Source organism: Paraburkholderia sp. GAS82 (assembly GCF_050436285.1).
GTDB lineage: Bacteria > Pseudomonadota > Gammaproteobacteria > Burkholderiales > Burkholderiaceae > Paraburkholderia > Paraburkholderia phenazinium_B.
The window spans coordinates 746,497-767,242 of record NZ_JBNDLX010000001.1 but is presented as its reverse complement, the minus strand read 5'-3'; the positions used below and the strand labels follow the sequence as shown (position 1 = coordinate 767,242).

Annotated in this window: 15 protein-coding genes; 4 read left to right on the top strand and 11 right to left on the bottom strand. The window is 63.8% G+C overall.

Features of this window, described 5'->3' with window-relative positions:
* Positions 1 to 4: 4 nt before the first annotated feature.
* The 6 genes from P3T17_RS03375 to rpsB form a co-directional block, all read right to left on the bottom strand.
* Positions 5 to 826 (bottom strand): phosphatidate cytidylyltransferase, encoded by an 822-nt coding sequence (locus P3T17_RS03375; protein WP_429404693.1) that lies wholly within the window; start codon positions 824 to 826, stop codon positions 5 to 7.
* The gene (locus P3T17_RS03370; RefSeq protein WP_074264282.1) at positions 820 to 1,602 is read right to left on the bottom strand and encodes an isoprenyl transferase; all 783 of its coding nucleotides are present in this window, start codon (positions 1,600 to 1,602) and stop codon (positions 820 to 822) included. Before P3T17_RS03370 ends, P3T17_RS03375 begins: the two co-directional genes overlap by 7 nt.
* Before the next feature lie 64 nt (positions 1,603 to 1,666).
* Entirely contained in the window at positions 1,667 to 2,227 is a 561-nt protein-coding gene (frr, locus tag P3T17_RS03365) for a ribosome recycling factor (protein ID WP_074264281.1), read from the bottom strand.
* A 98-nt stretch (positions 2,228 to 2,325) separates the two neighbouring features.
* Complete coding sequence (gene pyrH, locus P3T17_RS03360; RefSeq protein WP_074264280.1) at positions 2,326 to 3,039, bottom strand: UMP kinase; 714 nt, start codon at positions 3,037 to 3,039, stop codon at positions 2,326 to 2,328.
* Positions 3,040 to 3,260: 221 nt separating this feature from the next.
* Positions 3,261 to 4,142: a translation elongation factor Ts gene (gene tsf / locus P3T17_RS03355; protein ID WP_074264279.1), complete on the bottom strand. Its 882-nt coding sequence runs from the start codon at positions 4,140 to 4,142 to the stop codon at positions 3,261 to 3,263.
* 171 nt (positions 4,143 to 4,313) lie between these two features.
* The gene (gene rpsB, locus P3T17_RS03350) at positions 4,314 to 5,066 is read right to left on the bottom strand and encodes a 30S ribosomal protein S2 (RefSeq protein ID WP_074264278.1); all 753 of its coding nucleotides are present in this window, start codon (positions 5,064 to 5,066) and stop codon (positions 4,314 to 4,316) included.
* Positions 5,067 to 5,430: 364 nt separating this feature from the next.
* Here rpsB and map point away from each other — a divergent pair, with 364 nt between their 5' ends.
* Genes map through P3T17_RS03335 form a run of 3 tightly spaced genes read left to right on the top strand, consistent with a single transcriptional unit; the run spans position 5,431 to position 10,859 of the window.
* Positions 5,431 to 6,246, top strand: a complete 816-nt coding sequence (gene map / locus P3T17_RS03345) for a type I methionyl aminopeptidase (protein WP_074264277.1) — start codon at positions 5,431 to 5,433, stop codon at positions 6,244 to 6,246.
* Between the two features lie 29 nt (positions 6,247 to 6,275).
* Complete coding sequence (locus tag P3T17_RS03340) at positions 6,276 to 8,855, top strand: [protein-PII] uridylyltransferase (protein WP_429404691.1); 2,580 nt, start codon at positions 6,276 to 6,278, stop codon at positions 8,853 to 8,855.
* Positions 8,856 to 8,861: 6 nt separating this feature from the next.
* Positions 8,862 to 10,859 (top strand): pseudouridine synthase, encoded by a 1,998-nt coding sequence (locus P3T17_RS03335; protein WP_429404689.1) that lies wholly within the window; start codon positions 8,862 to 8,864, stop codon positions 10,857 to 10,859.
* A gap of 172 nt (positions 10,860 to 11,031) precedes the next feature.
* On the opposite strand, the gene def is transcribed toward P3T17_RS03335, so the two are convergent.
* Entirely contained in the window at positions 11,032 to 11,565 is a 534-nt protein-coding gene (gene def, locus P3T17_RS03330) for a peptide deformylase (protein WP_074264274.1), read from the bottom strand.
* On the bottom strand, positions 11,562 to 13,613 hold the full coding sequence (gene ligA, locus P3T17_RS03325) for an NAD-dependent DNA ligase LigA (RefSeq protein WP_429404687.1): 2,052 nt from the start codon (positions 13,611 to 13,613) through the stop codon (positions 11,562 to 11,564). Before ligA ends, def begins: the two co-directional genes overlap by 4 nt.
* A 225-nt stretch (positions 13,614 to 13,838) precedes the next feature.
* Between ligA and P3T17_RS03320 the strand changes: the two genes are divergently transcribed.
* Positions 13,839 to 14,684, top strand: coding sequence for a hypothetical protein (locus tag P3T17_RS03320; RefSeq protein WP_429404685.1), 846 nt, complete (start codon positions 13,839 to 13,841; stop codon positions 14,682 to 14,684).
* Between the two features lie 123 nt (positions 14,685 to 14,807).
* On the opposite strand, the gene P3T17_RS03315 is transcribed toward P3T17_RS03320, so the two are convergent.
* The 3 genes from P3T17_RS03315 to P3T17_RS03305 all read right to left on the bottom strand — a co-directional run bounded on the left by P3T17_RS03315 (position 14,808) and on the right by P3T17_RS03305 (position 20,731).
* Positions 14,808 to 16,037 carry a cell division protein ZipA C-terminal FtsZ-binding domain-containing protein gene (locus P3T17_RS03315; RefSeq protein WP_429404683.1) on the bottom strand — a complete coding sequence of 410 codons (1,230 nt, stop codon included), beginning with the start codon at positions 16,035 to 16,037 and terminating at the stop codon, positions 14,808 to 14,810.
* Positions 16,038 to 16,134: 97 nt separating this feature from the next.
* The gene (smc, locus tag P3T17_RS03310; protein ID WP_429405492.1) at positions 16,135 to 19,653 is read right to left on the bottom strand and encodes a chromosome segregation protein SMC; all 3,519 of its coding nucleotides are present in this window, start codon (positions 19,651 to 19,653) and stop codon (positions 16,135 to 16,137) included.
* A gap of 148 nt (positions 19,654 to 19,801) precedes the next feature.
* Positions 19,802 to 20,731, bottom strand: coding sequence for a DMT family transporter (locus P3T17_RS03305; protein WP_429404681.1), 930 nt, complete (start codon positions 20,729 to 20,731; stop codon positions 19,802 to 19,804).
* Positions 20,732 to 20,746: the final 15 nt, after the last annotated feature.

The following is a 20,746-nucleotide window of genomic DNA, read 5'->3' as shown; positions in this document are numbered from 1 at the left end:
TTCTCTAGCCGAGCAGCAGCATGGCGAGCGGCAGCACCGGCAACAATGCGTCGATGCGGTCAAGGACGCCACCATGGCCCGGTAGCAGGCCGCTGGAATCCTTCACGCCGGCCTGACGTTTTAACATCGACTCGAACAGGTCGCCCACGACGCTGAAGGCCACCAGAATCGTCAGCGCAACCAGCGTACGGATCGCGCCAAGGCGCTCCAGCAGCGCAGAATACAGTGTCGGCTCGAATGCGTGCACCAGGATGGCTACCGTCGCGACGACCAGGACCGCCAGCCAGCCGCCGATCGCCCCTTCCCAGGTCTTACCAGGGCTGATGGCCGGCGCCAGCTTGTGCCGCCCGAACGCCTTACCCGCAAAGTATGCACCGATATCGGCCAGCCAGACGACCAGCAACAGGGACAGAACAAACGGCACGCTCCTCATCCTGGCCGCGACCAGCGCGTGCCAGCAGGCCACGAACACGACGATCCCCGCGATAAAGAGGAACAGACGCCAGGCGCCCTGCGCCAAGGTCGGCTTGCGCAGCAGCACGTACGGACCGGCCAGCACCCAGAACACCGCGGCAGCCTGAAACAGCGGTCGAGGCAGAGTCACGCCGGTGCCCAAGCGCGTGCTCGCGACGAGCGCGGCCGCCGCGACCAGCGCATAAATGACGGGACCCGTGCCCTCCACTTTCAGAAGACGCGCCCATTCCCAGGCGGCAAACACAAGCACGAACGCGATCAGCGCGCCAAACGCGCCCACCGGCGCGAACAGCGTGACCGGCAAAAACACAGCCAGCAGAACGATCGCCGTGATAACACGGGTTTTTAGCATGGAAGCGAATCGACGTTTTGCGATTGCGGCTCGAGCTGGGCGCTCGTCCGGCCGAAGCGGCGTTCGCGCTCCGCATAAGAATCGATCGCGTGGCGCAGCGCCTCGGCGTCGAAATCCGGCCAGAAGGTGTCGGTGAAATAGAACTCGGTATAGGCGAGCTGCCACAGCAGGAAGTTGCTGATGCGCTGTTCGCCGCCGGTGCGGATGAAGAGGTCGGGCTCCGGTGCGTACGCCATGGCGAGATGCTCGGCGAACGTTTCCTCGGTCACTTCGACGGCCACGCCCGCCAGCGCCGATTGCTCGGCAAGCTTGCGGGTGGCCTGCATGATGTCCCAGCGGCCACCGTAGTTGGCGGCGATGGTGAGAGTAAGACGCGTGTTGCGGGCGGTTTTGGTCTCGGCGCGGCGGATCAGATCCTGGATGCGCTTGTCGAACATCGACAGATCGCCGACCACGCGCAGGCGAATGCCGTTGGCGTGCAGCTTGCCGACTTCACGCTCGAGCGCGGTCACGAACAGGCGCATCAGGAACGACACTTCGTCGTTCGGACGGCGCCAGTTTTCGGAGCTGAAGGCGAACAGCGTCAGGTATTCGACGCCAGAGCGTGCACACGCCTCGACGGCGGCGCGCACCGCGTCGACGCCGCGCGTATGGCCGGCCACACGCGGCAGACGGCGTTGCGTTGCCCAACGGCCATTGCCGTCCATGATGATCGCGATATGTCGCGGCACCGCCGCGACATCAGGCACGCGAACGGTTGAGCTGGTATAGGTCATGGCCGTCGGGACAGTGACTGCAAAAAAAGAAGTAAAGACCTGAAGATGCTGAAGCCCGACGGCCTCAAACCGTCATGATCTCGGCTTCTTTGGTCGTCACGAGCTTGTCGATTTCAGTGACGAACTTGTCCGTGAGCTTCTGGACGTCGTCACCGGCACGACGCTCGTCGTCTTCGGAGATTTCCTTGTCTTTCACGAGCTTCTTCAGTTGCTCGTTGGCATCACGGCGCAGGTTGCGCACCGCGATCTTGGCCGTTTCGGCTTCGCTACGCGCCACCTTGGTCAGCTCGCGACGGCGTTCTTCGGTCAGCGCGGGCATCGGCACGCGGATCACGTCGCCTTGCGTAGCCGGGTTCAGGCCCAGATCGGAGTCGCGAATCGCCTTTTCGACGACCGGCACCATCTTCTTTTCCCACGGCTGCACGCCGATCGTACGCGCGTCGATCAGCGTCATGTTCGCGACCTGCGAGATCGGCACCGGCGAGCCATAATAATCGACCTGGATGTGATCGAGCAGGCCCGTGTGTGCACGGCCCGTGCGGATCTTCGACAGATCGTTCTTGAACGCGTCGATCGAGCGCTGCATTTTCTGCTCGACGCCCTTCCTGATATCAGCCACAGACATTTTTAAACCTCCGAACCTTCAAAACGGTGCGAGCCGGCCAGCGCGCGAGTAACGGCGGCCCGGGCCCGCGTTAAAGCCCACGTTATGTGAACGAGAGTTTACACGTGGACGAGCGTACCCTCGTCCTCGCCTTGCACAATGCGCTTTAGCGCACCCGGCTTGACAATCGAGAACACGCGGATCGGCAGTTTCTGGTCGCGGCACAGCGCAAAAGCCGTGGCGTCCATGACCTGCAGATTGCGGCCGATCGCCTCGTCGAAGCTGATCGTCGTGTAGCGCGTTGCCGTCGGGTCTTTCTTCGGATCGGCCGAATAGACGCCGTCCACCTTGGTGGCCTTCAGCACGACTTCCGCGCCCACTTCCGAACCGCGCAGCGCCGCTGCGGTATCTGTCGTGAAGAACGGGTTGCCGGTACCGGCCGCGAAGATAACGACCTTGCCCTCTTCCAGCTGGCGGATCGCCCGGGGGCGAATGTACGGCTCGACCACCTGATCCATGCGCAGCGCGGATTGCACGCGCGCCTCGATACCCGCATGGCGCATCGCGTCCTGCAGCGCCAGCGCGTTCATCATGGTGGCCAGCATCCCCATGTAGTCAGCCGTCGCACGGTCCATACCGGCCGCGCCGCCTGCCACGCCACGGAAAATATTGCCGCCGCCGATCACCACGGCCAGCTGCGTACCGAGCCGCACGACCTCGGCCACGTCCGCCACCATTCTTTCGATCGTTGCGCGATTGATGCCAAAGGCATCATCGCCCATCAGAGCTTCACCGGAGAGTTTGAGCAGGACGCGTTTATAGGCAGTGGGCATAGGGGTATCCAGATCGCGCAGAACAGGGCAACAACAAGGAACTAACTGTAGGGGTGAAATGCTGATTCGGGCAAGCGCCGCCAAATTGACGAACCCTGGGGTTCGCCAGCGGCGGCGGCACGGCGAGGGTCAACCCGCGCACCGCCTTGCGGCGCTGCCGACCGCGGCGAGGTCTTGCCCCACCGCGGATCCAACGGTACAGCGTGAAACTTAGGTGATGCTTATTGTTGCTTTGCAGCAGCCACTTGAGCGGCCACTTCTGCTGCGAAGTCGTCCTGCTTCTTCTCGATGCCTTCGCCGACCACGAACAGCGCGAACTTCTGCACGCTTGCGCCGGCGGCCTTCAGCATCTGTTCGATCGTCTGTTTGTCGTTCTTAACGAACGTCTGGTTCAGCAGCGACACTTCCTTCAGGTACTTCTGCACGCTGCCGTCGACCATCTTGGCGACGATTTCAGCCGGCTTGCCCGATTCTGCAGCCTTCTGTTCAGCAATGCTACGTTCCTTGGCGATCAGATCTGCCGGGACTTCGTCTGCCGACAGCGAGACCGGCTTCATGGCCGCGATGTGCATGGCGACGTCCTTGCCGACCTGCTCGTCCGCGCCGGTGTACTCGACCAGCACGCCGATACGCGTGCCGTGCAGGTACGCAGCCAGCTTGTTGGCGGTTTCGAAACGCACGAAACGGCGGATGGACAGGTTCTCGCCGATCTTGCCGACCAGCGCAAGGCGCACTGCGTCGACCGTCGAGCCTTCCAGCGGCAGGGCTGCCAGTGCAGCGACGTCGGCCGGGTTCTTGGCAGCAACCAGTTCGGCGATCTGCTTCGAGAACGCCAGGAAGTCGTCGTTCTTCGAAACGAAGTCGGTTTCGCAGTTCAGTTCGACGATCGCACCGACGTTGCCGCCGATGAACGACGCGATCACGCCTTCAGCGGTGACGCGCGAAGCGGCCTTGCTGGCCTTGTTGCCGAGCTTCACGCGCAGCAGTTCTTCAGCGCGCTCCATGTCGCCGTCGGCTTCCGTCAGCGCCTTCTTGCATTCCATCATGGGCGCGTCGGTCTTCGCGCGCAGTTCTGCAACCATGCTTGCGGTAATTGCCGCCATCATTTGCTCCTAGAGTCTGTCTTTCACACACCGCCCGCACTTCGATGCCGGCGGCAAGAATTCGTTTCCGCACAACGCGAATTTTTCTCGCACTGTACTGTAGCCAGGTGTCATGACTTAAAAAAAGGGGGCCTGTAGAAAGCCCCCTTTTTTGCCGGACACAGGGCAGCCTTACGCTTCCGAGTTGACCTCGACGAACTCGTCGCCGTCACCGCCGCGAGCAGCCTGCACCACTTCGTTGACCGCGTTTGCACGGCCTTCGAGGATCGCGTCAGCCACGCCAGCCGTGTACAGAGCGACTGCCTTGCTGGCGTCGTCGTTACCCGGGATCACGTAGTCGATGCCTTCCGGCGAGTGGTTCGTGTCGACCACGGCGATAACCGGCACGCCAAGCTTGTTGGCTTCGGTTACAGCAATCTTGTGGTAGCCGACGTCAACCACGAAAATGGCGTCCGGAATGCCGCCCATATCCTTCACGCCGCCAATCGACTTTTGCAGCTTGGCGATTTCGCGTTCGAACAGCAGCGCTTCCTTCTTGCTCATGCGTTCCGTTTCACCGGCTTCCAGCGCTGCTTCCATGTCCTTCAGGCGCTTGATCGAAACCTTCAGCGTCTTGAAGTTGGTCAGCATGCCGCCGAGCCAGCGTGCGTTGACGAACGGCATGCCCGCGCGTTGTGCCTCTTCGGCGATCGTGTCGCGCGATTGACGCTTCGTGCCGACAAACAGGATCGTGCCGCGGTTAGCTGCCAGCTGACGCACATACTTCAGTGCGTCGTTGTACATCGGCAGCGTCTTTTCGAGGTTGATGATGTGAATCTTGTTGCGATGGCCGAAAATGAAGGGGGCCATCTTCGGGTTCCAGAAGCGCGTTTGGTGGCCGAAGTGGACACCTGCTTCCAGCATTTGACGCATGGTAACTGCCATGAAAATCTCCGCTAGGGTTGGGTCTTAAGCCGGCTGCTGCATCTACCGCGCCGTCTTCGCCATATGCGAGGACCTGACGCGGCGGACACCCTGGGTGCTGCCGGCTTGCGAGTCTGCTGCCTTGAAATCCCCTGTGGCGCAGGCAACTATCGCCACAGGCAGGTCTTTTCCACAAAATAGAATAATGCGGAGCGACTTAGCCAGAGATTATAGCACGTGACTATCGGCAGACTCAACCCGACCGGTAGCCCCGAAACGGCGGGCGGGTTGCACCCGGCGGCGGGGCCGCCAGCCCTCTCAAAAGCCAGCGGGAGCCGGAATATGGTGCGATAATCTTTAAATAACCGCATTTCAGGCCCGACTCATGGCTATTACGCTCAAAAACGACCACGATATCGCGCAGATGCGCGTCGCCTGCCGCCTCGCAAGCGAAGTGCTCGACTACATTACCCCGTTCGTCACCGCCGGCATCACCACCGGCGAACTCGACCGTCTGTGCCACGAATACATGCTGAAGGAACAGGGCACGGTTCCGGCGCCGCTGAATTATCAGCCGCCCGGCTACCCGCCCTATCCGAAGGCCACCTGCATTTCCGTCAACGACGTGATCTGCCACGGCATCCCGGGCGACAAGACGCTGAAGAACGGCGACGCGCTGAATATCGACATCACCGTCATTAAGGAAGGCTACTTCGGCGACACGAGCCGCATGTTTATCGTCGGCGAAGGTTCGATTCTGGCCAAACGCCTCGTGCAGACCACCTTCGAGTGCATGTGGCTCGGCATCGACCAGGTCCGGCCTGGCGCCCATCTCGGCGACATTGGCTATGCGATCCAGCGGCACGCTGAAGGTCAAGGCTACAGCGTAGTGCGCGAATATTGCGGCCACGGGATCAGCACGGTGTTTCACGAAGATCCGCAGATCCTGCACTACGGCCGTCCGGGCACAGGCTTCGAGCTGCAGGCGGGCATGATCTTCACGATCGAGCCGATGATCAACGCGGGCCGCCGCGACATCCGCACCATGCCGGATCAGTGGACTGTGAAGACCAAGGACCGCAGCCTGTCCGCGCAGTGGGAACATACGGTGCTCGTGACCGAAAGCGGTTACGACGTGCTGACCGTATCGGCCGGCACCCCGGCGCGTCCGCCGGTTGTCGCCTCCGCCACCACGGCCTGACCGCCCCTCGTTCCCACTCACGCGCGCCCATGAGCAGTGTTCCAGCCGTCGCCCCTTCCGATGCCACATCGCTCAAAGCCGACTACAAGGTGGCCAAAGCCAGGCTGCTGGATCGCTTCAGGCTGGCAACCAACGTCGAATCGTTGATGGCCGCCCTCGCGCGCACCACGGACGAGTCGCTGCGCGCCGCATGGAACGCCTGCGACCTGCCGCCGTCCCTCGCCCTGCTGGCGGTAGGCGGGTACGGACGCGGCGAACTGGCGCCGCATTCGGACATCGACATTCTTGTCTTGCTGCCCGATCAGCCGATCGCGCATCTCGAAGCACGCATCGAGCGCTTTATCAGCCTCGCGTGGGATCTCGGACTCGAACTCGGCAGCAGCGTGCGCTCCGTCTCGCAGTGCCTCGAAGAGGCGGCCAATGACGTCACCGTGCGCACCTCGTTGCTGGAAGCGCGCCGTATTACCGGCAGCAGCGCGCTATTCGATGAATTCGCGCAACGTTATCGGGAGGCGCTCGATCCACGCGCGTTCTTCCAGGCGAAAGTGCTGGAGATGCGCCAGCGGCATGCCAAATTCCAGGACACGCCCTACGCGCTCGAGCCGAACATCAAGGAAAGCCCCGGCGGCCTGCGCGATCTGCAACTGATCCTGTGGGTGACCCAGGCGGCTGGCTTCGGCAGCAGCTGGCAGGAACTGGAAACGCGCGGCCTGATTACCGAGCGCGAAGCTCGCGAACTCGAGCGCAACGAGGGTTTTCTGAAGGCGCTACGCGCCCGCCTGCACGTGATTGCGGGACGGCGCCAGGACATTCTGGTGTTCGACCTGCAGACGGCAGTGGCCGAAAGCTTCGGCTACAAACCGACCGCCACCAAGCGCGCCAGCGAGCAGTTGATGCGCCGCTACTACTGGGCTGCCAAGGCAGTCACCCAGTTGTCGACGATCCTGATCCAGAATATCGAAGCGCAACTGTTCCCGAACACGAGTGGTATCACACGAGTTCTTTCGGAGCGTTTCGTCGAGAAACAGGGCATGCTCGAAATCGCCCGCGACGACGTGTTCGAACGCGAGCCGAACGCGATCCTCGAAGCATTTCTGCTCTACGAGCAAACGCCTGGGGTGAAGGGTCTGTCGGCGCGCACGCTGCGCGCGATCTACAACGCGCGCGACGCGATGGATCAGCACTGGCGCCGCGATCCGGAAAACCGGCATCTGTTCATGGAAATTCTGAAGCAGCCCGCCGGCATCACGCACGCGCTGCGGTTGATGAACCAGACTAGCGTCCTCGGGCGCTATCTGCTGAATTTCCGCCGTATCGTCGGGCAGATGCAGCATGACCTGTATCACGTCTACACGGTGGACCAGCATATCCTGATGGTGCTGCGCAACCTGCGCCGCTTCGCGATTGCGGAACATGCTCACGAATACCCGTTCTGCAGCCAGCTGATCGCCAACTTCGAGCGTCCGTGGGTGCTGTACGTGGCGGCGCTGTTCCACGACATCGCCAAGGGCCGCGGCGGCGACCACTCTACGCTCGGCATGGCCGACGCGCGGCGCTTTTGCCGCGAACACGGCATCGAAAACGGCGATGGCGATCTGGTGGTGTGGCTGGTCCAGCACCACCTGACGATGAGCCAGGTCGCGCAGAAGCAGGACACGAGCGACCCTGAAGTCATCAAGCGCTTTGCGGAGCAGGTGGGCACCGAACGGCGTCTGACGGCGCTGTACCTGCTGACCGTCGCCGATATTCGCGGCACCAGTCCGAAGGTCTGGAATGGCTGGAAAGGCAAGCTGCTCGAAGACCTGTACCGGGCCACGCTTGCGGTGCTCGGCGGCGCACGCCCTGATGCGCACTCCGAACTGAAATCGCGTCAGGAGGAGGCGCTTGCGCTGCTGCGGCTCGAAACGGTACCGGAGAACGCGCACCAGGCGCTGTGGGACAAGCTGGACGTCGGCTATTTTCTGCGTCACGACGCGGCGGATATCGCGTGGCAAACGCGTGTGCTGTACCGTCATGTCGAGACGCCTACGCCGATCGTCCGCGCGCGTCCGTCGCCAGTCGGCGAAGCCCTTCAGGTGCTGGTTTATGTGAAGGACCGCCCTGACCTCTTTGCCGGTATTTGCGCGTACTTCGACAAGAACGGCCTGTCGGTGCTCGACGCTCGCGTCAGCACGACCCGGCACGGCTACGCGCTGGATAATTTTATTGTCCAGCACACCGAAGAAGACGTGCATTATCGTGACATCGCCAATCTGGTGGAACAGGAACTGACCGCACGCCTCACGGCGGACGGCACCCTGCTGCCGGATCCGTCGAAGGGGCGCCTGTCGCGCCTGTCGCGGACCTTCCCTGTGACGCCGCGGGTCGACCTTCGGGCCGACGAACGCGGCCAGTACTACATCCTGTCCGTGTCGGCGAACGACCGGCCAGGCCTTCTTTATTCGATCGCGCGCGTGCTGGCCGAGCACCAGGTCGGCGTCCAATCGGCGCGGATCAATACGCTCGGCGAACGCGTAGAGGACGTGTTCCTGCTGGATGGACGCGGCCTCTCGGACAACCGCCTGCAAATTCAGGTCGAGACCGAACTGCTGCGCGCGATCGCAGTGTGAGATTTCATGCGAGTCAAATTGACAGCCAAGCATCCGCGGTCGGCTTCGTCCGAACGCGCCCCTGTTCGCTCGGGTAGTACGACCGCGCGTAAGCCGACGCGCCCTGCCGGGCCTCGGCCCGCCACGCCGGCCACCGGTGGGCGGGAAGCCAAACCGGCTGGGGCCGGTAAGCGTCCGGCGGGTAAGTCTGAGGGTTTTTCGGGCGGCGCTGAGCGCACGCAAGGTGGCGCGCGGCCGCCGCGTGCTGAAGGCTCTTTTTCGCGAGATCGCGATGCGGGGGCTGGTGGCGCTGCACGGCGTACGTCGTCGGATCGGCCGCCGCGGCGTGATGGTGATGCGGGTGCGCCGCGACGGCTTGACGGGGAGCGCGCAGAGCGTGCGCCGCGCAAGTTCGACGGTGAACGGACCGAACGCCCGCCGCGCAAGTTTGACGGTGAGCGTACCGAACGCCCGCCGCGCAAGTTCGACGGCGAGCGCACCGAACGCCCGCCGCGCAAGTTCGACGGCGAGCGCACCGAACGCCCGCCGCGCAAGTTCGACGGCGAGCGCACCGAACGCCCACCGCGCAGTTTCGCAGCGGGTGAGCGAAGCGAGCGAGCGCCTCGTCGCGAAGGTCCCGACGGCGCGCCGCGCCGTTCTGAGGGTGACCGCGTGCCGCGCCGCGCTGAAGGCGAGCGGCCAGCACGCTTCGCCCGCGACGAAGGCACCGGCCGCCCGGCATTTGGCGCACCGCGTGGCCCTCGCAGCGCAGACGATGCCCGCCGCCCAACCGGCCCGCGCGCCGGCGGCAGCTTCAACACCGGTCCGCGTGGAGAACGCCCGGGACACAACGAACGTGGAGAGTCGCGTGAACGTGGCACGTCCGAGCGCCCGCGCTTTGGCGCAGGCCGCAGCGGTTCCGACGAGCGCCGCACGTTCGAGCGGGCACCGCGCGACGAAAGCGCACGCCGAAGCACACCAGGTGGCCGCGAAGGTCGCCCGGCTTCCAGTGAGCGCAATCTTTCCGCGCGTGGCGAGCGTTCGTTCGCCACGCCCGTCAAGCGTGCGTACGGAGATCGCACCGAACGCGCGCCGCGCGAGGATCGTGGAGCACGAGCACCTGCCGCACGCGGGTTTGGCGATCGGCCGCCACGCGCAGAACATTCGGAGCGTCCGCCGCGCGCCGGCAAACCAGCGCGCCCCGAGCGCAGCGAAGGATCCGCTCCGCCCCCGGCCACCGCGCATCGCCGCGATCGCGACGATGCGCCCGGCACGTTACGGCTGTCGAAGCTGATGTCGGAGCTTGGGCTGTGTTCTCGCCGCGAAGCGGACGAGTGGATTGAAAACGGCTGGGTGCGCGTCGATGGTGAAAAAATCGACACGCTCGGCTCCAAGGTCCGCCCGGACCAGCGCATCGAGATCGACCCGGCCGCGCAGGCGATTCAGGCACGCCTCGTCACGATCCTCATCCATAAGCCGGTTGGCTATGTCTCGGGTCAGGCGGAAGACGGCTACCAGCCGGCCGTCACGCTCGTTACACCGGAAAACCGCTGGGAAGCCGACAACTCGGATATCCGTTTCTCGGTATCGCATCTGCGTCAGCTTGCTCCGGCGGGCCGGCTCGACATCGACTCCACCGGCCTGCTGGTACTGACCCAGGACGGCCGGATCGCGAAACGGCTGATCGGCGGGCATTCGGAGGTCGAGAAGGAGTATCTGGTGCGCGTGACCTACGGCGACATGACGACCGAGATCGACAAGCACTTCCCCCTCGAAAGCCTCGAGTTGCTGCGTCACGGTCTGGAACTCGACGACGTGCCGCTCAAGCCAGCCAAAGTTAGCTGGCAGAACGGCGAACAGTTGCGCTTCGTGCTGCGTGAAGGCAAGAAACGTCAGATCCGGCGCATGTGCGAGCTGGTCGGCCTGGAAGTAGTCGGCCTCAAACGCGTGCGTATGGGCAGCGTGCCGCTCGGTGCGTTGCCGCCGGGGCAATGGCGCTACCTGGCACACGACGAGTCGTTCTGAGTCTGATCGTGTAGCCCTGTGACGGGCCGGCCGCCGCACGCGTCGAGCGCTGTGCCGAGGTGCGCTGTAAGCACCCATCCGGCCGATGTGAAAAAGCCCACGCAAATGCGTGGGCTTTCTTTTTCTATCAAGGTGTTCGAACGCTCGGAGGCTTCACGGCCACCCTTCGCGCTCAGTCGTCGCTATTCGGATCCAGATCCGGAAACAACACTTCCGTGAAGCCGAACTTCGCGAAATCGTTGATCCGCATCGGGTAGAGCTTGCCGATCAGGTGATCGCACTCGTGCTGGACGACGCGGGCATGGAAGCCTTCGGCGACACGGTCTATCGGATTGCCGAACTGGTCGAAGCCGTGATAGCGGATCATCGAAAAACGGCTGACGGCGCCGCGCAGACCCGGTACCGAAAGGCAGCCTTCCCAACCCTCTTCCATATCCTGCGACACCGGGGTAATGGTCGGATTGATCAATACCGTTTCAGGCACCGGCGGCGCATCCGGATAGCGCTCGTTGTGTCCAAAGCCGAAAATCACGACCTGCAGATCGACCCCGATCTGCGGCGCAGCGAGCCCCGCGCCATTGGCGTCGTGCATGGTCTCGAACATGTCCTTGATGAGGGCATGCAGGTCGGGCGTGTCGAAGTGGTCGACCGGAGCGGCGATGCGCAAAAGACGCGGATCGCCCATCTTGAGAATTTCGCGGATCATGTTATCTGCCCCTCCAGGAGCTTACGCATACCATCTTCGTCGAGGACCGGGATGCCGAGTTCCTCAGCTTTCACAAGTTTGCTGCCTGCCTCGGCGCCAGCGACGACGTAATCGGTTTTCTTCGACACCGAACCGGCCACCTTGGCGCCCGCTGCTTCAAGCATTTCCTTGGCTTCTTCACGGGCCAGCGTCGGTAAAGTGCCCGTCAGCACAATCGTCTTGCCCGCCAGCAAGCCTTGTGGCGCCTTCGGCGCCGGCGGCCCTTCCGGCCACGTCACCTTGCCCGGCGCGCGCAACTGCTCGATCACCGTCCGGTTGTGCTCTTCGGCGAAAAACTGATGAATCGACTCGGCCACCACCGGTCCTACATCATTCACTTCCAGTAGTTCCTCGACCGTGGCGTTCATGATTGGATCGAGCGAACCGAAGTGCTTTGCCAGATCCTTAGCCGTCGATTCGCCCACCTGACGAATTCCGAGCGCGTAAAGGAAGCGTCCAAGGGTGGTGTGCTTGGCTTTTTCGAGCGAGTCGAGCAGGTTCTGCGCGGACTTTTCGGCGAAGCGGTCGAGCTCGGCCAACGTCGCAAAACCGAGATTGAACAGATCAGCCGGCGTACGCACGAGCTTCAGTTCGACCAGTTGGTCGATGATCTTCTCGCCGAGCCCGTCGATATCCAGCGCGCGGCGTTGCGCGAAATGCCACAGGGCCTGCTTGCGCTGCGCCGGACAAAACAGGCCGCCCGTGCAGCGGGCGATTGCCTCGTCAGGCAAACGTTCGATGGCCGAGCCGCAAATTGGGCACTGCGTGGGCATCACAAACTCAGTGGCGTCCGCCGGACGCCGGTCCATGAGCGCGCTCACCACTTCCGGGATCACGTCGCCGGCGCGCCGCACGATCACGGTATCGCCGATGCGGATATCTTTGCGGCGCACTTCGTCTTCGTTGTGCAACGTGGCATTCGTCACCGTCGCGCCGCCGACGAACACCGGCTCGAGACGTGCCACCGGCGTGATCGCTCCCGTACGGCCAACCTGCACGTCGATCGCCAGCAGCTTCGTCAGCGCTTCCTGGGCCGGAAACTTGTGCGCGAGCGCAAAGCGTGGAGCGCGCGAGACGAAGCCGAGTACGTCCTGCTCGTCGCGGGCGTTGACCTTGTACACCACGCCGTCGATATCGTACGGTAGCCCGTCGCGCTTCTCGCCCACCTTATGGAAGAACCCCAGCAGCCCCTCCACGCCCTCCACCACCGCTCGCTCGCTGTTGACCGGCAAGCCCATTTCGCCATACCAATCGAGCAGCGCGCTATGGGTAGCCGGCATCGGCTCGCCGTCGAGCACACCGATTCCATAGGCGAAGAAAGACAGCGGGCGCTGCGCCGTGATCTTCGAATCGAGCTGGCGCAAACTGCCGGCCGCGGCGTTACGCGGGTTGGCAAATTCCTTGAGACCGGCCGCACGTTGCCGCTCGTTGAGACGTTCGAAATCGCGCTTGAACATCAGCACTTCGCCGCGCACGTCGAGCACCTTCGGCACACGCTTACCTTTGAGGGTCAACGGAATGGACCGGATCGTGCGGACATTGCCGGTCACGTCTTCGCCGGTCGTGCCGTCACCGCGCGTGGAAGCCTGCACGAAGTGCCCGTCCACATAGCGCAGCGAAATGGCCAGGCCGTCGAACTTGAGCTCGCAGGCGTAACTGACCGGCGTTTTGCCGAGCGCATCGGCAATGCGTTTGTCGAACGCCGCGATGTCTTCGTCGGCAAAGCCATTGTTCAGCGAGAGCATCGGCTGGTCGTGCAGGACCGGTTCGAAGCCGCTCGCGGCCTCGCCGCCGACGCGCTGGGTAGGCGAGTCCGGTGTGATCAGATCCGGATGCTCCGTCTCGATCTGTTGAAGCTCCTTGAAGAGCTTGTCGTATTCCGCGTCCGGCAGATCCGGCTGGTCGAGTACGTAGTACGCGTAGTTCGCGCGTTCGAGTTCCGCGCGCAACCACGCAGCACGCTTGGCCGGGCTGCTCGTTGCTGGGTCAGGGACGGTGGTTCGGGCCATGCTTTGAGAAGATCCGCCGGTGAAATTCAGACTTCAGATTATCTCAGGAACCGCACGTCGTGGACATTGGCCGGATGGCCAGTTTCGTACGCCGCCTCACCGATCGTGGGCTAGCCCTGGCCAAACGGCTAACGTGCGCTGTGTTGCATTGACACTCGAGGAGCGGAATGCGACTGTAAGCGCACGAGCCACATGCCGCTCCGGCATATCCACCGAAGGACAACCATGACGGGTTTTACTGTGATCAGACGTGGTCTCGGGCGGCTGGCCTCGTTCGCCATGTCGCTTTGCATTGCACTATGCGTCTGGCACGCCGCGCCCGCGTGCGCGCTCGAACAGGTCGTCACCGTCCCACTAGCGGACAGCGCGACGATCTCATACCTGCTAACGCAAAAGGACGACAGTCACCCCGACTGGGTTCTCGTCATGTTCGCGGGCGGCGACGGGGCATTGCAACTGGCGCAGGCGAGCGACGGCACTATCAGGCTGGGTCTGAAGAAAAACTTCCTCGTGCGAGCGCGCACCTTGCTGGTCGACGACCGCTTTGCCACTGCACTGGTCGATGCGCCGTCCGACCAGCCTGGCGGCTACTCCGACAGCTTCCGCGCGTCGCCGCGCCATGCACAGGACCTCGCGCGTGTCGCGGCTGACCTGCGCACGCGCTTTCCGCAGGCGAAACTCGTGCTCGTCGGCACAAGTCGGGGGACGATTTCTTCGGCGTTTGTCGGCCGGGCGCTGCCCGATACCTGGGACGCTGTCGTCCATACCTCGACGCTAAGCAGTCCAGCGCGTGGTCAGGCGCTGCCGCTGGCCGGCTTCAACTACGGCGAGATCCACGCTCGCCAGCTCTTCGTGCATCACGTCGACGACGGCTGCTATCTCTGTTCGTTCAGTGCAGCGAAGCGTATCGCGGACGATGGTCATGATTTCATCGCTGTCAGCGGCGGAAACGCACGCGGCAACCCATGCGAGGCAATGGGCCATCACGGTTTCAATGGACAGGATGAAGCGGTGGTCGCCGCGATCAAGGCTTGGATCAGCGGCGGCGCATGGCCGAAGGAGGTCGACTGAAGCAGGGCGCGCGCGACGCTGGCGAGATCGGCATACGCAGCTTTTATCGTGGCGTCGAAGGGGCGCCAGCACAGTCGAGGCGCCTACTATTGCGCGGACCCAACTGCCGCAACCGCCAACAGCCTACTGGCTAAACAACCGCCTCGTGGCCGGCGAACCCGCCGGAATCCCAGCTTGCTCCAGCTTGGCGTACAGCGTCATCAACTGCTTCTCAATCGCCAGCAACGACGTTTCCGGCAGCGGACGGCGCCCATCGTCCACCACCCGGCCGCCAATCCGCTCCGACAGCGACTTGGCGTAGTCGCACATCAGCCGGAACGGCAGGATGTCTTCATCGGCCACCGGCACGTCGAGCACCAGCGTGATCATCTGGCCGCCCTTGTAGGTGAGGTCGTCGCGCAGGAAGTTGGTATCGCCGAACTGCAGCATGAACACCGGGCTTTGCCGGGCGTCGAGCTTGACGAAACGCGTGCCGTCGCGCGAAAGCAGCAGGCCGTCCTGCGAAGCCACGGCCTGCACATAGTTCGCCGACCACGGCGCCCCGTCCGACAGCACGTTGATCGACAGTTGCGCATCGCATTGGGCGGCGAAACCGTCCAGCTCGCGGGCCATCGCCACCGTTTCCATCATGTCGGGGAATTCGGGAGCCGCGTCGATGGCATCGGCAAACTGCTGCACGCCCGTGACGAACTCGGAAAACTCCAGTTCGTTCAGCGGACCACTGCGGTTGGCCAGTTGCGCGGCTGCACGCAGTTCTTCGTAGCGCACGCCGTTCTGCAGCAGTTCCCATGCGCCGCCGCCTTCCGGCTTGCCCTCAATATGCACCGGCTTGCTGCCCGCACGGCGCAGACGTTGCGCAAGCGGAATCACCTTGTCGCCTGCCAGCGGACCGGCGAGACGAATCGGCACGATGCAATCAATGCGCCGATCCACGATCGCAGGCGGTGCAGAAGAGATCGTCGTCGCGGCCGGCATAATCGGCTCAGCAGGCTCGTCGGCACCAGCGGGCACGCCCTCGCTTTGCGGCTCGGGGAAACCATTCGGCGTAGTCGTCTCGGCCTGGATATCCGCGGGGGTGTCGAGCGGCGGCGCCGTGCCGAAGGTAGGTTCGACGCGCGACCCGGTATCGGTCGCGTCATCCGACACGGGCTCGCGGCGAGTGGTCGGCCGGGCCGGTTCGATGAACGGGCTTTGTTCTTCCTGGTCTTCGCGTGCAAAGGCCTCGGCAGTATCGGCCGGCATCGGCCGCGGCATCCGGCGGCGCACCTTCGCGCCTTGCCATGCGTTGTAGACCACCACGCCCCCGACCACCACGGCACCCGCGCCGATCAAACCGAGTGTCAACTCGTCCATGCATGCTCCATCAGCAATTCTTCTGTTTGCGCGGCGTCTGAGCCTGCGCCGCGCGGCAAGCTTGCCGCAGCGGGGGCGCAGGCTCGCGCCGTCCGTATCAAACGATATTCTGGGCGAAACCGGCGGCCGTTTCCATGTCGACCGCGACGATCCGCGACACACCCTGCTCCTGCATCGTCACGCCGATCAGTTGCTGGGCCATTTCCATCGCGATCTTGTTGTGCGAGATGAACAGGAACTGGGTCTTGTCCGACATCGCGCGCACGAGATTGGCAAAGCGCTCCGTGTTGGCGTCGTCGAGCGGCGCGTCCACTTCGTCGAGCAGACAGAACGGCGCCGGATTCAACTGGAACATCGCGAACACGAGTGCCGTCGCGGTCAGCGCTTTCTCGCCGCCCGACAGCAAGTGAATCGTCGAGTTCTTCTTGCCCGGCGGTTGCGCCATGACCTGCACGCCGGCGTCGAGGATTTCGTCGCCGGTCATGATCAGCTTGGCCTGGCCACCGCCGAACAGGCGCGGGAACAGTTCGCCGAAATGCTGGTTGACCTGATCGAAGGTGCCCTGCAGCAGCGTGCGGGTTTCCTGATCGATCTTGTGAATCGCGTCTTCCAGCGTTTCGATTGCGCTGTTCAGGTCAGCCGACTGCGCATCGAGGAAGCTCTTGCGCTCGGTAGCGGCCTTCAGTTCGTCGAGCGCGGCCATATTCACCGGACCCAGCGAAGCGATCGCGTTGTTCAGCCGCGTGACTTCGCCTTGCAGGTAGGACGGCTTCATGTCCGGTGTCAGCCTGGCCTGCAATTCGGCCTCGTCGACACCTGCTGCGGCGAGCTGTTCGATGAACTGCTCGGCGTTCAAGCGCGCGGCCTGTTCCTTCAACTGCAGCTCGGTAATGCGGTCGCGCAGCGGCTGCAGCGCCCGTTCTGCCGTGAGACGCGTCTCGTCGGCAGCGCGCAGCTTGGCGGTCAGGTCGTCCAACTCAAGCCGCGCGGCATGCAGCGCCTCTTCCTTGACCGCCCGGATCTCCAGCGCGCCTTGCAGACCCGTATGCGCGGTCTGCTCATTAATCGTTTCGAGCTCGGCCCGCGCGTCTTCGAGCGATGCGGCAACCCGTTCGCTCTGCTCGTGCGCCACCTGAATGCTGCGCTTGAGTTCGTCGATGCGGTTCGCCATATTGCGCGCGGCAAAGCGTGCATCGGTGGCAGCCCGATCAAGATCGCGAGACTGCGCTCGCGCAGCCGTCAGTTCTTCATCGAGTGCTTCGAAGGCCAACTGGTTGTCTTCGAAGCGCGCCTGCAATTCGGCCAGTTCGGCGTCGTGACGTTCGAAGTTCGCTTCCGACTCGCCGCGCAAGGCGCGCTGCTCGTCGATCTGTGCGGTGATCTCTTCGAGCTCTTCGCGAATCTGCGTGCTGCGCTGCATGTAGCGCTCATGCGCCTGGGTGAGCTTCAGCACATCCATCTGCAGCGCGTGCACGCGCTGGGTCGCGCGCTCGGCCTGCTGGCGCACGTCCGTCAAGGTTTGCGATGCCTGCGTGTGAGCCGCCTCGGCGCGAATCGCCGCCGTCTTGGCTTCGTCCGCGAGCAGCCCCTGGGCGCGCACCTGGCGCGTCAGATTTTCGATTTCCTGCTGACGGGCCAGCATGCCGGCCTGCTCGGAATCGGCAGCATAGAGTTGCACGCCGACGCGCGTCACCACATGACCCGCCTTGACGACGAACGAGCCGCCTTCCGGCAACTGCGAACGCAGCGAGAGCGCCTGGGCAAGATCGTCGGCAACAAAAGCGAGACCCAGCCAGTCGTTCAACACCGCACGCAGACCCGCGTCGTCAATGCGCACCAGCGACAGCAGCGGCCGCAAGGCAGGCGGCGTCGTGACCGGCGCTCCAGCTGCCGGCGGTGCGTAAAAGGCGAGCTTGGCGGGCGGCGCATCGGTCGCGAAGGCCTTGACCCAGTCGAGATTCGACACTTCCAGCGCAGCGAGACGCTCGCGCAACACCGATTCCAGCGCCGTTTCCCAGCCTGCTTCAACGTGCAGCTTCTTCCACAGCCGCGGCAGACCGTTCAGCTCATGCTTCTCGAGCCACGGCTGGATCTTGCCTTCGGTCTGGACGTTTTCCTGCAACTGCTTGAGCGCAGCAAGGCGCGCGTCGAGCTGATGAATCTGCGCCGTTTCCGACTGCACGCGCTCCTGGGCGCTGCGCCGTTCGCCGTCGAGGCGCGGCAGCGTTTCCTGGGCATCGGCGAGGCGCGCCTGGGCGTCGTTAAGAATCTCTTCGTGCTCGGCCAACTGCATGCGCAGCTCTTCGAGCTGGGTTTCGTCCGGCGCGTCGAGACCGCCCGCTTCCAGCTTCAACCGCTCATGACGCTGCTGCAACTGCTGCAGTTGCTGGTCGGCATTGCGCTGATGCGCGGCCTCCAGTTTGAGCGCCTGCTCGGTCTGTGCAATGCCGCCGCGCTCTTCGTTCAGCTGCGTCTGCGCATCGCGCCAACGGGCTTCGAGAGCGGGCATCGCGTCGTGCTTCGCAGCAGCTTCGTCTTCGGCAAGCGCGGCCTTTTCTTCCGCCACCGCCAGTTGTTCCGCAGCGTCTTCGAGGTCGTCCTGGGCCTTCTGGGCCTGCGACTGCCACTGCTCGCGCTGCGCGTTCAGCGCGGCGATCTGCGCCTGGACGCGGTTGCGCGATTCGACGATGAACTTGATCTCGGCCTCGAGCCGGCTCACTTCGGCGTTCGCCTCGTAGAGTGCACCTTGCGCGCCCTGCATCGCATCGCTCGCCGAATAGTGCGCCACACGCAGCGTTTCCAGCTGCGCTTCGACTTCGCGCAGCTTCGCGGTTTGGGCTTCGAGGTCGATCTGCGCCTGTTCGATGGCGCGTTGCTGGCGTTCCTGCTCGCCGCCGGCTTCGTTCTTGCGCAGCAGCCACAAGAGGCGCTGCTTCATTTCGCCGTCGGCCTGCAGTTCCTTGAACTTCGTCGCGACAACCGCCTGGCCTTCGAGCTTTTCGAGGTTCGTGCCGAGTTCACGGACGATGTCCTCCACCCGCGTCAGATTCTCACGCGTGTCGTGCAGACGGCTCTCAGTCTCGCGGCGGCGTTCCTTGTACTTCGAGACGCCCGCGGCTTCTTCGAGGAACACGCGCAGCTCTTCAGGCTTCGCCTCGATCAGGCGCGCAATCATGCCCTGCCCGATGATGGCGTACGCCCGCGGCCCGAGACCGGTGCCGAGGAAGATGTCCTGGATGTCGCGGCGGCGCGCCGGCAGGTTGTTGATGTAGTAGCTCGAAGTGCCGTCGCGTGTCAGGACGCGCTTGACGGCGATTTCGGCATACTGCCCCCACTGGCCGGCGGCACGGCCGTCGGCGTTGTCGAACACGAGTTCGACGCTGGCGCGGCTGCCCGGCTTGCGCGCAGTAGAGCCGTTGAAGATCACGTCCTGCATCGACTCGCCGCGCAGTTCGGAAGCGCGCGATTCGCCGAGCACCCAGCGCACGGCGTCGATGATGTTGGACTTGCCGCAACCATTGGGACCGACCACGCCGACAAGCTGGCCCGGAACCTGGAAATGCGTGGGATCGACGAATGACTTGAAGCCAGCGAGTTTGATCGAGGTCAGACGCACGGCGATATCGCTGATTGAAAAGGGAAAATAAAGGTGGATCGCAAGGGCCGCGCGTGCCGTTCCCAGCCACTGCGAAACGACCCACACGAACCCCGCGATACGGGCGCCGCGCACGCCCGGCAAGGCGCGCGACGGCAAGCAGGGGCAATCATACCATCGCGCGTGAGCGGTCCTGGCGCTTAGGGTCGAGCTTAGTGCGATGCACCCAACTCGACAACGCCGACGCCAGCACGATGCACGCGCCGCCCGCCCATTCGCGCGGCCCGGGGGTCTCGCCGGCAAAGAGCCACGCAGACAGCGCCGTCACCACGATTTCGAACAGCATGATGATCGATGCGCGGTTCGCCGGGATGCGCGCCATGCCGTATTGCACCAGCATGTTATTGGACGCCAACAGGAAACCGAGGCCCAGCACCAGCAAGGCCGCCACGCCCAGGTGCGCGCCGGTGGGCGGCGCAGGCATCGCCTCGAATAACGACGCGCAGGCGCCGAAGATGGCAGCACCGCCGAAAATCGTCGCGGTGCGCATTTCCGCCTTCATCCCGGGCAGCACACGGCTCGTCTTGAGAATCAACACATTGCTCATGGCAAAGCCCATACCGCCGGCGAGGCCACCCCATTCGGCCAGATTCGCCGGCACCGGCAAACCCAGTTGGGGCGACCACAGCATGGTCATCGCGCCCGCCAGCGATAGCGCCGCAAGCGCAGCACCGGTCCACGTCAGGCGTTCATGCAGGATGAAATGTGCGAACAGCGCGGTCCACGCTGGGGTGAGGTAGAAGAGCAGCAGCACGCGCATGACCTGGCCGTGGATCGAACCCCAGACGAAACCGAGGTTCGTGACACCGGCGGCCAGCGCTAGTGCGGGCAGCAGCCAATGCCAGCGGACTGTGCGGATGGCGCGGTGGCGTACCAGCAGCACGAACAGGCAGCCGGCGCCGCTTGTGAGCGCGCTGGCGGCCGTGCCGGTCACTCCCAGCGAAGCCAGCATGCGCAGCGGGTACCAGATCATGCCCCAAACGGACGCGCCCAGCATGATGGCGAGCGCCGGCCAACTCGTGCGAATCCAGTTGCTCATCGCGCGGCGCTCCTG

Bases quoted from the DNA above. Each gene is read 5' to 3' on its own strand.
- P3T17_RS03340 (WP_429404691.1), top strand. From the start codon at position 6,276: ATGAGCAGTGTTCCAGCCGTCGCCCCTTCCGATGCCACATCGCTCAAA.
- frr (WP_074264281.1), bottom strand. From the start codon at position 2,227: ATGTCTGTGGCTGATATCAGGAAGGGCGTCGAGCAGAAAATGCAGCGC.
- P3T17_RS03375 (WP_429404693.1), bottom strand. From the start codon at position 826: ATGCTAAAAACCCGTGTTATCACGGCGATCGTTCTGCTGGCTGTGTTT.
- P3T17_RS03315 (WP_429404683.1), bottom strand. From the start codon at position 16,037: ATGGACGAGTTGACACTCGGTTTGATCGGCGCGGGTGCCGTGGTGGTC.
- P3T17_RS03370 (WP_074264282.1), bottom strand. From the start codon at position 1,602: ATGACCTATACCAGCTCAACCGTTCGCGTGCCTGATGTCGCGGCGGTG.
- map (WP_074264277.1), top strand. From the start codon at position 5,431: ATGGCTATTACGCTCAAAAACGACCACGATATCGCGCAGATGCGCGTC.
- P3T17_RS03305 (WP_429404681.1), bottom strand. From the start codon at position 20,731: ATGAGCAACTGGATTCGCACGAGTTGGCCGGCGCTCGCCATCATGCTG.
- def (WP_074264274.1), bottom strand. From the start codon at position 11,565: ATGATCCGCGAAATTCTCAAGATGGGCGATCCGCGTCTTTTGCGCATC.
- rpsB (WP_074264278.1), bottom strand. From the start codon at position 5,066: ATGGCAGTTACCATGCGTCAAATGCTGGAAGCAGGTGTCCACTTCGGC.
- ligA (WP_429404687.1), bottom strand. From the start codon at position 13,613: ATGGCCCGAACCACCGTCCCTGACCCAGCAACGAGCAGCCCGGCCAAG.
- pyrH (WP_074264280.1), bottom strand. From the start codon at position 3,039: ATGCCCACTGCCTATAAACGCGTCCTGCTCAAACTCTCCGGTGAAGCT.
- P3T17_RS03335 (WP_429404689.1), top strand. From the start codon at position 8,862: ATGCGAGTCAAATTGACAGCCAAGCATCCGCGGTCGGCTTCGTCCGAA.
- P3T17_RS03320 (WP_429404685.1), top strand. From the start codon at position 13,839: ATGACGGGTTTTACTGTGATCAGACGTGGTCTCGGGCGGCTGGCCTCG.
- tsf (WP_074264279.1), bottom strand. From the start codon at position 4,142: ATGGCGGCAATTACCGCAAGCATGGTTGCAGAACTGCGCGCGAAGACC.